Here is a 16179-nt window from a genome sequence, read left to right on the forward strand (position 1 = left end):
TCGTTCTTAGGTAGGGGACAAAGGAGACTTCAATGACCAACCCGATTCTGTCCGCCTGGACCAGCGCGTTCGAAATTGCACCGTTCGACACGATATCCGACACGGATTTCGCCCCGGCCCTGGACGCGGCCATGCAGGCCCATAACGCTGAGATTGGCGCGATTGCCTCTAACCCGGAGGCCCCGACTTTTGCCAACACGGTCGAAGCGCTGGAAGCTGCAGGAGAGATGATGGACAAGGTTCTGTCTGTATTCTTCACGGTCGCGGGCGCAGACAGCAATCCCTTGCGTGAGGAGTTGCAGCGCGAATTTTCACCCAAGCTGGCCGCGCATTTCTCGGGGATTTCGTCCAACAAGGCGTTGTTTCAGCGGGTCGCCGACCTGTGGGCGCGCAAGGATGAACTGGGCCTGACGGATGAGCAGGCACGCGTTCTGATGCTGTCGCATCGCGGGTTTGTGCGCGCTGGTGCGGCGCTTGAGGGAAACGAAGACACGCGGATGCAAGAGATCAAAGCGCGGCTTGCCTCACTGGGGACGTCCTTCACCCAGAACCTTCTTGCCGATGAGCGCGATTGGTTCATGGAATTGTCCGAAGATGACCTACAGGGGCTTCCTGATTTTGTGGTCAATTCTGCCCGGGCAGCGGGTGAGGAAAAGGGTGCAAAAGGACCGGTTGTCACCCTGTCCCGGTCACTGATCGTACCGTTTCTGCAGTTTTCACCGCGCCGGGCTTTGCGCCAGAAAGCCTATCGCGCATGGACTGCCCGGGGGGCAAATGGCGGCGAGACTGACAACCGGGAAATTGCCGCCGAAATCCTGCAGTTGCGTCAGGAACGTGCAAAGCTGCTGGGCTATGAAAGCTTTGCCGATTTCAAACTGGAAACCGAAATGGCCCGCACGCCCGACCGCGTCCGTGATCTGCTGATGCAGGTTTGGGAGCCTGCCAAAACGCGCGCCAATGCTGATGCCGAAATCCTGACGCAGATGATGCAGAATGATGGGGTCAATGGGCCCTTGGAAGCGTGGGACTGGCGTTACTACGCCGAGAAACGCCGCAAGGCTGAACACGATCTCGATGAGGCGGCGCTGAAACCGTACCTGCAGTTGGATCGCATGATCGAGGCCTCTTTTGCCTGCGCGAACCGTTTGTTCGGGCTGGAATTCAAGCAGTTGGACATACCGCTGTACCATCCGGACTGCCGGGCCTGGGAGGTGACACGGAACGGGCAACATATCGCGGTGTTCATTGGGGATTACTTTGCACGCGGCTCCAAACGGTCAGGCGCTTGGTGCAGCGCGATGCGCGGGCAGGCAAAGTTTCCCAAGGTGCAGGCTCCGGTCGTGATCAACGTCTGTAATTTCGCCAAGGGTGATCCGGCGCTGCTGTCTTATGACGACGCTCGGACTTTGTTCCATGAATTCGGCCATGCGTTGCACCAGATGCTGTCGAACGTGACCTATGAAAGCATCTCGGGCACCTCCGTTGCGCGCGACTTTGTCGAGCTGCCCAGCCAGCTATACGAACACTGGCTTGAAGTCCCAGAGGTTCTGGCCGAATTCGCCACTCATGCCGAAACCGGCGCGCCGATGCCGCAGGAGATGCTAAAGAAAGTGCTCAAGGCCGCCAATTTCGATCAGGGGTTCCAGACTGTAGAATATGTGGCCTCGGCGCTGGTTGATCTGGCCTTTCATGAGGGCGCAGCGCCCGACGAGCCGATGGCGAGACAGACAGAAGTTCTGGCGGATCTGGGAATGCCCGCGGCAATCGGGATGCGCCATGCCACGCCGCATTTTGCGCATGTGTTTGCTGGTGACGGCTATAGCGCTGGCTATTACAGCTATATGTGGTCCGAGGTCATGGATGCTGACGCCTTCGCCGCGTTCGAAGAGGCGGGGGGCGCCTTTGATTCCGAACGCGCAAAAGCGCTTGAGGAAAATATCCTGTCCACCGGCGGTTCCCGCGAAGCCGAAGAACTATATCTGGCCTTCCGCGGTCGTTTGCCGGGGGTTGAGGCCCTGCTGAAGGGGCGCGGCCTTATCGCAGCCTAATATCCCAATTCGCGGTCAACGAGGTGCAGGAAAGGCTCGCCCGCCTCACCTCTGCGAATATTTTCACAGATCACCTGCGCCGATGTAACGGGGCGGGTTTCAGAGGCAATGTGAGGCGTCACCGTGACGTTTGGATGCGTCCAATACGGGTGGCTCGCAGGCAGCGGCTCGACCCGGAAAACATCCAGCGTTGCGTGACCGATCTGGCCCGTATCCAGAGCTGCCAGCAAGGCGTGATCGTCGATCAGCGGTCCTCGGCCCGGGTTGATGATATGCGCACCCTTAGGCATCAGCGACAGGGTTTCGGCGTTCAGTGTGTTTTCCGTGGCAGGCGTATCGGGCAGCAATAAAACCGCGATCTCGGCCTGTGTCAGTGCCGCACGCAACCCATCCTCACCGTGAAAGCAGGTGACCCCGGGGATGGCCTTGGCCGAGCGGCTCCAGCCGGTAACGTTGAAATTCAGTGTCGACAGCGCGCGGGCTGCGGCCTCTCCCAATGCGCCAAGGCCCAGGATGCAGACGGTTCTGTCCGAGGCCAGCGGTGGTGGATCTGGGGCCCAAACCCCATCCTGAACCGTGATGTGCCGGTCCATACCCAGATGATAGCGCAGCACGTGACCGACGACCCATTCGGTCATTCCCTGCGTCAACCCGTGGTCCACCATTCGCGCCAGCGGCACAGTCAGAGTGTCATTCTCGACGATGCTTTCGATCCCAGCCCATAGGCTGAGCACGGCCTTGAGGCGGGTGTAAGGTGCAAAATCCCGTAAGCCGCTATTGGGCGCATAGACGACGTAATCCACCTGATCTGGTTCAAACGTGGTGCCTAGCTGAAACACGACCCCGGCATTAGTCAGGTACTGTGTCATCAAGGGTTGATACACGGGCCATAGTTCGGGGCGTGCCGAGAACAGGATGTTTGCAGTCATAACGGGCCTTTCGGATCAGCGGGGGCGGTGAATATGGGCACTTTGGACGATGCCGAAAGCTGCCATCAAAACCAGCATGGCCGAACCGCCATAGCTGACCATCGGCAGGGGAACTCCTACGACTGGGGCCAAGCCCATGACCATCGACATGTTCACGGCAAAGAATAGGAAGAAGTTCAGTGCGATACCCAGCGTGACCAAAGAGGAAAACCTGTCCTTGGTTGTCAGGGCCGTAACCAGGCAGAAGATCAGGATCAGCCCATAGAGAACCAGCAGGGTGATGCCGCCGACAAATCCGAATTCTTCGGCCAGCGTCGTAAAGATGAAATCTGTGTGTTTCTCGGGCAGGAAGTTCAGGCGCGATTGTGTGCCCTGCATGAACCCGCGCCCGTTCCAGCCTCCGGACCCCAGCGCGATCTTGGATTGGGTGATGTGATACCCCGCGCCCAGCGGATCGGTGGAGGGATCAAGGAAGGTGTCGATGCGGCGGAACTGGTAATCCTTGAGCAACTGCCACTCGGTTCCGCGGCTGTTGAAGACCGTGGCGATCAGACCGACACCTGCGGCAATAACCGCAGCGAAATAGGCCCAGTGAACGCCGGCCAGAAACATCAGGCCTCCCCCCGCCGCCAGCAGCAGGATCGAGGTGCCGAGATCCGGCTGGCGCAACACCATGAAGGTTGGGATCAGGATCAGGATGACAGGGATCAGAACCCAAAGGGGGTGTGACGTTTTATGCGATGGGAGCCAGTCGTAATAGGCCGCAAGCACCATCACCAGTGCTACTTTCATCACCTCTGATGGCTGCAGGCGCATGAACCCCAGGTCGATCCAGCGTTGCGCGCCCATGCCAACTGTTCCGAACAACTCGACCACCACAAGTAGAGCGATCGAGGCCAGATAAGCCAGAACCGACATATTTCGCCAGAACCAGATCGGGACCAGTGCCACAATGAACATCGCGGTCAGGCCCAACCCAAAGCGTTCCATCTGAGGTTCGGCCCAAGGGGTCCATGATCCACCCGCCACCGAGTACAGCATCAGGAACCCTGCGCTGGCCACGCTGATCAGCAGCAGGGTCAGGGGCCAGTTCATATACAGGAACTTGCGGAACCCCGATGGCGTGGATTTGACGGCATATTCAAGATAGCTCATGCGCGGTCCTTCTGGGGCGGACGCGCTTTGGGGCGGCGGTCGCCCTCCAGCCGTTTTTGCTGTTCCTTGATACGCTCACGATCGGCGGCCGGATAGGCTTCGAGTGGTGGCGTACCGTTGTACAGCGCCTGCAGCATGATATCCCGTGCAACTGGTGCCGCGGCCTTCGACCCCCCCCCGCCATGTTCCACCACGACGGCTACGGCGTATTTCGGGTTGTCATAGGGGGCAAAGCTGACGAACAGCGCGTGGTCACGGCGTTCCCACGGCAGGTCTTCGTTGCGGATAACGCCAGCCGCACGCTCTGCCTTGGTGATATTGCGGACCTGGCTGGTGCCTGTCTTGCCCGCCATGCGGAACTCATCCGAAATGATGCGGCTGCGATAGGCCGTCCCGCGCCGGTCGTTCGAGACCGAGAACATCGCCTTGCGGACATATTCCAGATTAGTCCGATTGACCGCCAGCGGTTCCCCGGCGCCCGAGGGTTGTTCGACCCCATTGACCGAACGCACAAGGCGTGGCGAGACCGCACGCCCAGTTGCAATCCGGGCTGTCATGACGGCTAGTTGCAGCGGTGAGGCCAGCATAAAGCCCTGACCGATTGAGGCATTGGCAGTGTCACCTACCAGCCATTCTTCGCCGTGGACACGCTCTTTCCAAGCCTGATTGGGGGCAAGCCCTGCAGCCACTGCGGACATCGGGATATCGTGCTTCACGCCCAGCCCAAAGATACGAGCCATGTCGGAGATATTGTCGATGCCTGTGCGCAGGGCAACGTCGTAATAATACACATCGCAGCTGCGTTTCAGAGACAGACCAAGATCAACTGTACCATGCCCGCCGCGTTTCCAACAATGGAACCGGCGACTGCCGACTTTCAAGTGGCCGGGGCAGTAAACAGTGTTTCCAGGACCGATGACCCCAGCCTCAAGCGCGGCCATGGCGGTGATCATCTTAAAGGTCGAGCCGGGTGGATAAGTGCCCTGTACTGTCTTGTTGGCCAACGGGCGATAGTTGTCTTGTGTCAGAGCCCGGTAATCGGCAACCGAGATTCCGCGCACAAAAAGGTTGGGATCAAAGCTGGGTGCGGAACTGATGGCGCGGATATCACCGGTCTCACAATCGATCACCACTGCTGCGGCGCTTTCACCAGCCAAACGGGCCTGAGCGTATTGTTGAAGATCGGCATCGACCGACAGTTGCAAATCGGCTCCGGCCAAACCTTCTTGACGGTCAAGTTCACGCATCACGCGGCCGGTGGCGTTCACTTCGACGCGTTTGGCGCCTGCTTTGCCGCGCAGGCTGATTTCCTGTTTGGCCTCAAGCCCGACCTTGCCAATCTGAAAACGGGGAATGCGCAGAACGGGTTCCGGATCTTCTATCTGACTGAGGTCGTAATCGCTGACCGGTCCGACATAGCCGACGATATGCGCGAAATCCTCATATCTGGGATATTGCCGGGTCATCCCAACCTCGGGTGTGACACCGGGCAGGGCGGGGGCGTTGACGGCAACTTTCGAGATATCTTCCCACGTGACTTGATCGGCCAGAGTGACCGGCAGGAACGGGGCCGATCTGCGCATTTCGGTCATGGCGCGTTCGATCTCATCCTCGGTCAGTGGGATCAGTTCAGAAAGCTTGGAGATGACAGCTTCAACATCGCCCGCATCTTCGCGCACCATGACGATACGGTAGGACGGAGAGTTTTGCCCGATGATCTGCCCGTTGCGATCGTATATTCGACCACGTGTGGGCGGGATCAGTCGGATGTTAATCCGGTTTTCCTCGGCCAACAGGCGGTATTCGTCAGCCTGATCTACCTGCATAAACCGCATCCGGGCGGCCAGACCCCCGATAAAAGCGGCTTGCAGGCCTCCAAGGATCAACGCACGGCGTGGCAAACGTTTATAGGCGAGGCCCTGTGACTTGGGTTTGCGCTGTTTCATTACCGCCCTCCGGACAGGCCAGGGTCAGAAGGTGCGGCACGACGCACACCAAAACCGTTCTGACTGAGCAGAACGATCAATGGGTAGATCCCGATTGTCAGAACCACTTGCACCACGACCATCCCCAATGCCGCTTGTTGCACGGACAGAATAGCAAGAATGACGCGATTCAGGAAAAAAACAGCTGTGATCACGACGGCAACGGTGGTCCATTCGCCCAAAAAGCCCGCGTCGCGCAACCCGGGAGTTGCGGACTGAAGATAGGCAGTACCCAACACAACAAGCGCGGCCAGCAACCCGGGGGGACGTTGAAACAGAAGGTCGGCTGCCAGCATGATCAGGGCGACCAGCAGGGTTGGCACATATTCGGGGCGCCGCAGAACCCAGGCAAAGGTCAACGCAATCAGGAAATCCGGAAACGGCCAGCGATCCGGCTGCGTGTCCAGTGGCAGCAGGTGCAGGAACAAGACCAGCAGCGCCAACAGCAGATACAGGCCACGTTTGGGCCACAGATCGGACGCGGCACTATCCATCGCCGGTCTCCGTCGGTGTCAGTGCCGCCTCGGGTTGGCGTGGGCCGACAATTCCTCCGGGGTTCTGAATAAGTGGCGCAGACTGATAGCGCAGCACTCTTAGAAATTTGAGCCGTTCAAAATCTGCAGACAGCCGCACCCGCAGGCGGCCACCCGGATCAGCGGTAATCTGACCGATCAGCAGGCCGCCAGGGAAAACGCCGCCGTCCCCCGAGGTCACAACCCTGTCGCCCGGGCGGACCAGTTCGCGATTCTCCAGAAACTCAACCACAGGCGCGGCGGTGTTGTCCCCGGCAATCAGAGCGGTCTGCCCCGACGGTTGAATCGTGGCAGGTATCGCGCTGGTTGCGTCGGTCATCAGGATCACCCGTGCGGTATCTGGACCAACTCCCGAGATACGGCCGACAACGCCAATCCCGTCCATGGTGGCCCATCCATCCATGATTCCGTCACGCTCGCCCACGTTCAACAGAACCGACTGCCGGAACGGAGAACCGCTATCGGCCATGACGACCCCGGTAATATAGGTCAGGCGCGGATCGAGACGCACATTGTTTAGATCCAGAAGCCGGGCATTTTCCTGCTCAAGTTGCAGTGCGGCCTCTTTCCAGGCGCGCATCAGACGCAACTCGCTGCGCAATTCCTGGTTCTGCTCGCTCAGGCGTTGATAGCTCTGAAAATCCCGTGCCAGATTGACCGCAGCGGTAACCGGAACCATCGCCCAATCCATCGAGGGCACCACGTTGTCGACAACCTGCGCCCGAAACCGTTCGACGCGAGGGCTGTCAATGCGCCAGACCAGAAAGATGCCCAGAAGGCACAGAACCACGATCCCCAGCAGCAGACGGCGGAGCGGGGTGGTGTATTCATCGCGCTGTGATCGGTCCTTTGCCACAGGACTCCTTCCCGTGCTGCTCGCGCCCGAATGTACCCTTTAGAGGGTGCGCGCCTTAGCTTTCGTAGTCAATCGCGTGGCGCAGCTGTTTTTCGTATTCCAGTGCCTTGCCGGTGCCCAAAGCCACACAGTTCAGGCTTTCATCAGCAATTGACACGGCCAGACCTGTCTGTTCCCGCAGTGCCAAATCCAAATCGCCCAACAAAGCACCGCCACCGGTCAGCATGACGCCGCGGTCCACGATATCTGCGGCCAGATCAGGTGGCGTGGTTTCAAGTGCGGTCATAACGGCTTCGCAGATTGCCTGAACCGGTTCCGACAGGGCCTCGGCGACCTGCGCCTGGCTGATTTCGATTTCTTTGGGCACGCCATTCAACAGATCGCGGCCACGGATATGCATCGACTGGCCGCGCCCGTCATCAGGCATACGGGCGGTTCCGATGGTGGTCTTGATCCGCTCGGCGGTGGATTCACCCACCAACAGGTTCTGCTGGCGGCGCAAGTATGAGATAATCGCCTCATCCATCCGGTCTCCGCCGACGCGGACCGAACGGGCATAGACAATGTCGCCCAGCGACAGAACGGCAACCTCGGTGGTACCGCCGCCGATGTCCACAACCATGTTGCCGGTCGGGTCGGTGATGGGCATTCCTGCACCAATAGCCGCAGCGATGGGTTCGGCGATCAGGCCCGCCCGGCGAGCGCCTGCGGACATAACCGATTGGCGAATGGCCCGTTTTTCAACAGGCGTAGCACCATGGGGGACGCAGACAATGATTTTGGGCTTTGAGAATGTGGAGCGTTTATGCACCTTACGAATAAAGTGCTTGATCATTTCTTCAGCGGTGTCGAAATCCGCAATCACGCCTTCGCGCATGGGGCGGATCGCTTCGATCGAACCAGGGGTTCGGCCCAGCATCAGCTTGGCATCCTCACCGACGGCGAGGACTTTCTTAACCCCATCCTTGACGTGGTAAGCCACAACTGAAGGTTCCGACAGGATCACACCGCGCCCTTTGACATAAACAAGCGTATTTGCTGTTCCAAGGTCGATCGCCATGTCCGCTGAGAACAAGCCGCCCAGATTGCCAAAGATGCCCATGTTGTACTGATCCCGTTCGTCAGAATTTCTACTGCCCGCGACTCGACGGTTCCGGGACGGATGTCTTATAGGGTGCCATCTCGCCCGGTAAAAGGGCTGATTCCGCGTAACTCAGCACCTTTCCGCCTTATTGAGAGGGACTTTAGAAGGCAACATGCTCTCTTATCAACACATTTACCACGCCGGGAATCTGGCTGATGTTCAAAAGCACGCTCTTTTGGCATGGGTACTGGACTATCTGACGCGAAAAGATAAGCCGATAACCTATCTTGAAACCCATTCCGGGCGTGGCCTGTACCAGTTAGACGCAGCAGAAGCCGTGCGCACAGGCGAGGCCGCCGTAGGTATCAAGCGAGCGCAGCGCGAAGGGTGGTTTCCATCTGATCATCCTTTGTCGCAGGCGCTGGCCAAGGTTCATGAACGGCACGGAGAAAACAGCTATGCCGGTTCGCCGCTGATCGCGGCCAACCTGCTGAGGGATCAGGACAGCCTGCATTTCGCAGAGCTGCACCCGCAGGAATACGCGGCATTGTCGATGACCATGTCCCCCTTTGGGGCAAAGGAGTACAAACAGGACGGGTTTGAGCTGGCGCAGTCGTTGCTGCCGCCAACGCCGCGGCGCGGGATGCTGATGATTGATCCCAGCTATGAGGTGAAGGCGGATTATGACCGGCTGCCGGGCGTGATCTCAAAACTGCACCGTAAATGGAATGTGGGCGTCATCGCGCTGTGGTATCCGATCCTGACCGATCAACGCCAGGCCCCGATGATTGCCGCGTTGAAGGCGCAGGGCTTTCCCAAGGCGATCTGTCATGAAGTCCAGTTTGCACCTGCGCGGGAAGGTCACCGAATGGTCGGATCAGGGATGTTCCTGCTGAACGCGCCCTTTGGCATCCAAGATGAAATGGACCGTCTGTCAGAGCTGTTCAAAGGGCTGTGACGCCAGTCTGATTTCGGACCATAGGGTTCTCCCGCCCCATTTGCCAGCATCTTAAAGATGCCGTCAAACGTGTTGGGCCCGGCAGCGCGCCGCAGGCGCGCTGCCGGGCCCAAAGCCGCAAGGGCGTCCGGCGTAGCCGGGCACCTGCAGGTGCGGGAGCCCTTGGGAGTTTCATCTGGCGGTCAGGTCAGGTCAGGTCCTTGTAGCTGATTTCACGCGTGTCTGCACCTGGCCCGGCCTTTTCACGGCGCATGATCAGGCGGTTCAGTGCGTGGATATAGGCCTTGGCGGATGCCACGACCGTATCGGTATTCGCTGACTGACCGGTGGCGATCATGCCGTCCTCTTCCAGCCGAACCGATACGGTTGCCTGCGCATCAGTACCCTCGGTCACAGCATGGACCTGATACAGTTGCAGGCGGGCGGTGTTGGGATAGATTCGGCGAACGGCTTTGAAGGTGGCATCGACTGGACCGTCGCCATGTTCGGTCGCGACAATGTCCTTGCCATCCACTTCCAGTTCGACCGTCGATTCCGCCTGACCGCCGGTGCCGCAGGTGACTTTCATCGAAACCAACTGCAGGTGATCGTCGGCCTCATCATCCTGGCTCATCAACGCGATCAGGTCGTCGTCAAAAACCTCTTTCTTGCGGTCGGCCAGATCCTTGAACCGCACGAAGATGTCCTTGAGCTGATTGTCACCGACCTCAAAGCCGAGCGTTTCCAGCTTATCGCGCAACGCAGCCCGGCCCGAGTGTTTGCCAAGCGGCAAAGAGGTGCCCGACAGGCCGATATCTTCAGGGCGCATGATCTCGAAATTCTCTCGGTTCTTCAGCATGCCGTCCTGATGGATTCCGCTTTCATGCGCAAAGGCATTCTTGCCGACAATGGCTTTGTTGAACTGAACCGGGAAGCCCGCAACCGTCGCAACCCGGCGCGAGATATGCATGATCTTGGTGGTGTCGATGCCGGTATGCCACGGCATGATGTCATTGCGGGTGCGCAGCGCCATCACAACTTCTTCCAGCGCAGTATTGCCCGCACGCTCGCCAAGGCCATTGATGGTGCACTCGATTTGACGCGCACCACCAGCGACAGCCGCCAGTGAGTTCGCCGTCGCCATGCCAAGATCGTTGTGGCAATGGGTGGCAAACACCACCTCATCCGCGCCCGGAACCGTTTCGATCAGGCGCTTGATCAGGTCAGCGGATTCGACAGGTGCCGTGTAACCGACAGTGTCGGGGATGTTGATCGTCGTGGCACCGGCCTTGATCGCGATCTCGATCACACGGCACAGATAATCCCACTCGGTCCGGGTCGCATCCATCGGCGACCACTGTACATTTTCGCACAGGTTGCGGGCGTGGCTGACGGTTTCGTGGATCTTGTCGGCCATCTCGTCCATGGTCAGGTTCGGAATGGCACGGTGCAGTGGAGAGGTGCCGATGAAAGTGTGGATGCGGTTCTTGCCAGCGTGTTTGATCGCCTCCCAGCAGCGGTCGATATCAGCGAAATTCGCACGGGCCAACCCACAGATGCGGCTGTTTTGTGATCGCTCGGCAATCTCGCTGACGGCTTTGAAGTCGCCTTCTGATGCGATCGGGAAACCGGCCTCGATGATGTCAACACCCATCTCGTCCAGCAGTTCCGCGATTTCCAGCTTTTCGGCATGGGTCATGGTCGCGCCGGGGCTCTGCTCGCCGTCGCGCAAAGTGGTGTCAAAGATCAAGACGCGGTCTTGGTCGGTCACATTGGTCATGGGATTCTCTTTCTTCTTCTGTCCTAAAGCCTATGGCGCGCGGGCGTCCTCCTCTGAGCGGGCGCGCCGGGTGGCACGCTCAGAGGCGGATTAGGATCAGTAGGCCACGCAGAGACGCACCGCAGGGGGCGGTGTCGGCAACAAGGATATCTGCGCGGTTGATCATGGGGTTGAGCTTATACAGCGCATGCGGGGAATGAAAAGTAGGAATTTCATGCAGACGTCAAAACCTGCACGAACCGTGACGGTTGATTGCCGAGTGAAGACCGCTAGTTGATCCGGAATGGAAAAAGCTCTCATCATAGGTGCCTCGGGTGGTATCGGTGCCGCGCTGCAAAGGCTGTTGACCATGCAATCCGTAGACGTAACCACCTTGTCGCGTTCTGCTGATGGTTTCGACCTCACGAATGTCGAAGCTGTCGGCCCGGCTCTGGAAGCATTGCAATGCCCGTTTGACATGATCTTCATTGCGACGGGTGCTTTGGAAATCAATGGTGCACAGCCAGAGAAGTCCATCAGATCAATTTCAGCGCAAGCAATGATGGACCAGTTTGCCCTGAATGCGGTTGGTCCGGCCCTTGTGCTGTCACACGCTGCGCGGCTGCTACCACGGGACAGGCGATCTGTCGTGGCGGTGTTGTCCGCCCGCGTCGGATCAATCGGAGATAATCAGCTGGGTGGATGGATCAGCTATCGGGCCTCAAAAGCTGCGGCCAACCAGATTGTGCGCACATCCGCGATTGAGCTGGCCCGCACCCACAAACAGGCGATCTGTGTGGCCCTGCATCCGGGCACAGTGCGTACAGAATTCACGCGCAAATATGTCGGGCGACACCCGGCCGTTGAATCGGATGAAGCTGCGCGAAACCTGCTGAGCGTCGCCAAGGCGCTTGTGCCCGCAGACACGGGCGGGTTCTTCGACTGGGCTGGAAAACCTGTGCCGTGGTGAGACCCGCTAACCGTCAGAGGCAGGGCTGGTTGCCGTTGTCGCGCTGTCGTCTGCCGGAGCACTCTCCTGCGGCTCGCTGGTGTTTTCACCCGGCAGAACACCGTTTTCCCAGACGCCGGTTTCTTCTTTGCCGTCTGCATAGCGCATCGTGCCGTCACCGTGGCGTTTGTTGTCCAAAAACCCACCTTCGTACACGTCACCAGTCGCATAGGTAGCGGTTCCGGTGCCGCTGATCTTCCCCTCGACCCAACCGCCTGTATAGGTGAAGCCGCGCGGTGTGGTTATCGATCCTTGCCCGTGGCGCTGCCCATCTTTGAAATCGCCCTTGTAGGTCGTTCCGTCCGGGAAGCTGGCTGTGCCCTCGCCCTGGCGCGCACCGTCGACCCAATCGCCTTCATATTTGTACCCGTTTGCAAATGTCAGAACACCGGTGCCGTGGTTCAGACCGTTCTTGAACTGCCCATCGTAGATGGCGCCGTTCGGGTAAGTGGCCTTGCCCTGACCCTCGAAGACGCCGGCGATCCAGTCGCCGTCGTAAATCAGGCCATCAGGATAGGTGTGCATTCCTTTGCCATGGGGCAGGTCTGCACTGAAATCACCGACATAGGTCGAACCGTCAGGATAGGTCAGCTCTCCGAGGCCCTCAATCTGGCCGTCTTTCCATTCACCAGTATAGTCAAACCCGTCCGTGCCCAGAAAACGGCCTTTGCCGTGGCGGCGATCATCGTGATAGTCACCTTCGTAAATGGCGCCACTGGCATAGGTTGCCTTGCCCTTGCCTTGTCGGCGCCCATCAAAAAAGTCGCCTTCATACAAATCGCCATTGGCTTGCAGTAGACGGCCTTTTCCGGTCATGCGATTTTCGGACCAGTCACCCGTATAACTCATACCTTCCGGCCGTGTCAGGCTACCTGTGCCATGACGCTTGCCGTCTTTGATGTCGCCCTCATACACGTTGCCTTTGGCTGAGGTGATCTTGCCTTTGCCCTGCTTGACCCCGTCGACCCAGTCGCCCTCGTAGACCTCTCCGGTCGGGTCGGTCAGAGTGCCTTTGCCGTGGTGCCGGGCATTCTTGAACCCACCTTCGTATTTCGCTCCGTTGGCATAGACGGCGACTCCTTGGCCGTTGAACGAGCCATCGGCCCATTCCCCTTCATAGCTGCCACCATCAGCATAGATGATCGTTCCGAACCCTTCGGGTTGACCGTTGGCAAAGGCGCCCTGATAGATCGACCCGTTAGCATAGCGCGCGATACCCTGACCCTGAATTTCGCCTTCGATCCATTCGCCTTCGTATTCGAAACCATCCGGCAACTGGTAGGTGCCGGTTCCGTGCCGCAGGCCATTTAGGAACGTGCCTTCGTATACGCCGCCCACTTCGTCATCGGCCACGACTACCTGATCGTTCTGCGCGAAGGCGGTCAGCGCTGACAGGGTCAATGCAACTGCGGCGATTGAAGTGCGAAAAACGTTCATGTTTGGTCCTGTCTGCGCGAGCATCGTGCTTTTGCGCAAAACTAGGATACCGACGCAGGCAGGGCAACGGCTTTTGCCTTATTGGTCTTTCACTCGCGGTGCGATCTGGTAAATGGCAATAGGACAGACGAGGGCAAGAGGGCAGTATGGCCGACCGTTTCCGTATCACTCTGGCGCAACTCAATCCCATTGTCGGGGATTTGGAAGGCAATGCGGCCAAGGCTTTTTCTGCGTGGGAACAGGCGCGCGAGGCCGGTGCCCAACTTGTTGCTTTCCCCGAGATGTTCATCACCGGCTATAATACGCAGGACCTTGTGATCAAGCCCGCGTTCCACAAAGCCGCAATGAAAGCTGTTGAGGCGCTTGCGGAACGTTGCGCCGATGGACCTGCGATTGCGATCGGTGGGCCGTGGTTCGAAGATGACCGGCTGTATAACGCCTATCTCATCCTCAAGAACGGCAGGATCAGCAGTAAAGTGCTGAAACATCACCTGCCGAATGAGACAGTCTTTGACGAAGTGCGCCTATATGATTCCGGCCCGCTGGGCGGTCCCTATTCGGTTGGCAACTCTCGGATCGGCAGCCCGATCTGCGAAGACAGCTGGCATCCGGATGTTGCCGAGACGCTGGAGGAGACAGGAGCCGAGTTTCTGCTGATCCCCAACGGCTCGCCTTATTTCCGAAACAAATATGATGTGCGCCTGAACCATATGGTGGCGCGCGTGGTTGAGACCGGATTGCCGCTGATTTACCTGAACATGGTCGGAGGGCAGGACGATCAGGTCTTTGACGGGGCGACCTTCGGGTTGAATCCAGGCGGAGAACTGGCATTCCGAATGCCTGTGTTCGACGAAGCGATAGCGCATGTGGATCTTGAACGCGGCGATGCAGGTTGGCGCATAATTCCGGACGAGATTGTGCCGCAGCCAGATGCGTGGGAGCAGGACTATCGCGCGATGGTCCAGTCTCTGCGTGATTACATGGCCAAAACCGGGTTCAAAAAGGGTGTTCTGGGTCTCTCTGGCGGCGTTGATTCAGCCCTTGTCGCGGCAATAGCGGTGGATGCGATTGGCGCTGAAAATGTTCGCTGCGTGATGTTGCCGTCGGAATATACCAGCCAGGATTCTTTGGATGATGCCGAAGCGGTGGCTAAGTCGTTGGGTGTTCACTATGATTTCGTCCCTATTGCACAGGGGCGCGCGGCGATCACGGATACGCTTGCCCCATTGTTTGCCGGGCGAGACGAAGATCTGACCGAAGAAAACATCCAGTCCCGCCTGCGGGGGCTGTTGCTGATGGCCCTGTCGAACAAGTTCGGCGAGATGCTGCTGACCACAGGCAACAAATCCGAAGTCGCCGTTGGATATGCCACGATCTATGGGGATATGAACGGTGGTTATAATCCGATCAAAGACCTGTACAAAACCCGCGTGTTCGAGACCTGCCGCTGGCGCAATGCCAATCATCGCGGCTGGATGAAAGGCCCTGAGGGTGAAGTCATCCGACCCTCGGTCATCGACAAACCTCCTAGTGCCGAGTTGCGCGAAGACCAGAAGGACAGTGACAGCCTGCCGGATTATCCGGTTCTGGACGCCATTCTGGATATATTGGTTGATCAGGATGGGTCGATCGCGGATTGCGTAGCCGCCGGGTTCGAAGAAGCCGTTGCGCGCCGGATCGAACATTTGGTCTATATCAGCGAATACAAACGGTTTCAGTCCGCCCCGGGGACACGTTTGACCAAGCGGGCATTCTGGCTGGATCGTAGGTATCCTATCGTGAATCGTTGGCGCGACAGGACCTGACGCCTTACAGGAATCACCATTCTGACGCGAAAACTGTTTCCAATTTATGGGCAATAGTCGCCTGCTTCTGGAACTGTTTTTGTTTTTGAATGCAGCGGCTTAGATTTTCTTGGGCGTATCCGAGCCCCACTTGATGCTCGGTCTTTTTTTTGCCACATTTTAGCTTGATTGTTGCCCTATGTGGGGCGGATGCGACGCATTGTGGGAAATAGGTGTTTATGAGCTTTCCCTTCGGTCTTTAGCGACGCGTCCGAAATTGGATGTCTGAGTTAACGATTTGGTGCCATTATGTACGATGAATACGATAAACCGCTTCATTCACCGCCAAAATGGCGGTCTATGCAATCCGAAGGTCGGTCTCTGGATGAGGCAAAGGTAGATGCTGCCATTGCCAATTTGTTGAATGAAGAGGTGCCCAAAGAGGAATCCACGACGGTGGGCCCCGGCGCGCAGTTTCTGGAAACAGAAGCCAAGGTGCCGGAAGGCAGTATCGCTACCTCTTTGCGTCAGAAACTGGCTGAATTGTGCGGCGCGGCCTGAAGTTTTCAAAATCCTGAATTAGATGCGCTGGCTTGCCACGTTGGCCGAATGGTCACAGGCCTGAGCAATAGTCATTGAAGCGAAGTTTCTTCTGTTGCGTCT

Annotated in this window: 13 protein-coding genes; 5 read left to right on the top strand and 8 right to left on the bottom strand. The window is 58.2% G+C overall.

Annotated features, from left to right (window positions below):
• Positions 1-32: 32 nt before the first annotated feature.
• Entirely contained in the window at positions 33-2048 is a 2016-nt protein-coding gene (locus AC2FFB_RS06550; RefSeq protein WP_496874679.1) for a M3 family metallopeptidase, read from the top strand.
• Here the strand turns inward: AC2FFB_RS06550 and AC2FFB_RS06555 are convergent.
• Genes AC2FFB_RS06555 through AC2FFB_RS06580 form a run of 6 tightly spaced genes read right to left on the bottom strand, consistent with a single transcriptional unit; the run spans position 2045 to position 8608 of the window.
• The gene (locus AC2FFB_RS06555; RefSeq protein ID WP_281995379.1) at positions 2045-2977 is read right to left on the bottom strand and encodes a 2-hydroxyacid dehydrogenase; all 933 of its coding nucleotides are present in this window, start codon (positions 2975-2977) and stop codon (positions 2045-2047) included. The genes AC2FFB_RS06550 and AC2FFB_RS06555 overlap by 4 nt on opposite strands.
• A gap of 15 nt (positions 2978-2992) precedes the next feature.
• Positions 2993-4132 (bottom strand): rod shape-determining protein RodA, encoded by a 1140-nt coding sequence (gene rodA, locus AC2FFB_RS06560; RefSeq protein ID WP_142635590.1) that lies wholly within the window; start codon positions 4130-4132, stop codon positions 2993-2995.
• Complete coding sequence (gene mrdA, locus AC2FFB_RS06565) at positions 4129-6078, bottom strand: penicillin-binding protein 2 (RefSeq protein ID WP_271948353.1); 1950 nt, start codon at positions 6076-6078, stop codon at positions 4129-4131. Before mrdA ends, rodA begins: the two co-directional genes overlap by 4 nt.
• On the bottom strand, positions 6078-6611 hold the full coding sequence (locus AC2FFB_RS06570) for a rod shape-determining protein MreD (protein WP_496712119.1): 534 nt from the start codon (positions 6609-6611) through the stop codon (positions 6078-6080). Before AC2FFB_RS06570 ends, mrdA begins: the two co-directional genes overlap by 1 nt.
• Positions 6604-7506, bottom strand: a complete 903-nt coding sequence (mreC, locus tag AC2FFB_RS06575) for a rod shape-determining protein MreC (RefSeq protein ID WP_496688931.1) — start codon at positions 7504-7506, stop codon at positions 6604-6606. Before mreC ends, AC2FFB_RS06570 begins: the two co-directional genes overlap by 8 nt.
• 55 nt (positions 7507-7561) lie before the next feature.
• Entirely contained in the window at positions 7562-8608 is a 1047-nt protein-coding gene (locus AC2FFB_RS06580) for a rod shape-determining protein (protein WP_142635599.1), read from the bottom strand.
• 154 nt (positions 8609-8762) lie between these two features.
• On the opposite strand from AC2FFB_RS06580, the gene rlmJ reads away from it, so the two are divergent.
• A complete protein-coding gene (gene rlmJ, locus AC2FFB_RS06585) occupies positions 8763-9548 on the top strand; it encodes a 23S rRNA (adenine(2030)-N(6))-methyltransferase RlmJ (RefSeq protein ID WP_496688929.1) in 786 nt (261 codons plus the stop codon).
• A gap of 187 nt (positions 9549-9735) precedes the next feature.
• Here rlmJ and AC2FFB_RS06590 read toward each other — a convergent pair whose 3' ends face one another.
• Positions 9736-11307 carry a 2-isopropylmalate synthase gene (locus AC2FFB_RS06590; RefSeq protein WP_496688927.1) on the bottom strand — a complete coding sequence of 524 codons (1572 nt, stop codon included), beginning with the start codon at positions 11305-11307 and terminating at the stop codon, positions 9736-9738.
• Between the two features lie 283 nt (positions 11308-11590).
• On the opposite strand from AC2FFB_RS06590, the gene AC2FFB_RS06595 reads away from it, so the two are divergent.
• Positions 11591-12256 (top strand): SDR family NAD(P)-dependent oxidoreductase, encoded by a 666-nt coding sequence (locus AC2FFB_RS06595; RefSeq protein ID WP_142635605.1) that lies wholly within the window; start codon positions 11591-11593, stop codon positions 12254-12256.
• Between the two features lie 6 nt (positions 12257-12262).
• Here the strand turns inward: AC2FFB_RS06595 and AC2FFB_RS06600 are convergent, their stop codons facing one another.
• Positions 12263-13732 (bottom strand): MORN repeat-containing protein, encoded by a 1470-nt coding sequence (locus AC2FFB_RS06600; RefSeq protein WP_142635608.1) that lies wholly within the window; start codon positions 13730-13732, stop codon positions 12263-12265.
• A gap of 146 nt (positions 13733-13878) precedes the next feature.
• Here AC2FFB_RS06600 and AC2FFB_RS06605 point away from each other — a divergent pair, with 146 nt between their 5' ends.
• Complete coding sequence (locus AC2FFB_RS06605) at positions 13879-15537, top strand: NAD+ synthase (protein ID WP_281995373.1); 1659 nt, start codon at positions 13879-13881, stop codon at positions 15535-15537.
• A 288-nt stretch (positions 15538-15825) separates the two neighbouring features.
• Entirely contained in the window at positions 15826-16077 is a 252-nt protein-coding gene (locus AC2FFB_RS06610; protein ID WP_281972510.1) for a hypothetical protein, read from the top strand.
• Positions 16078-16179 lie beyond the last annotated feature (102 nt).

It is taken from the genome of Ruegeria sp. YTSA219 (assembly GCF_059609985.1).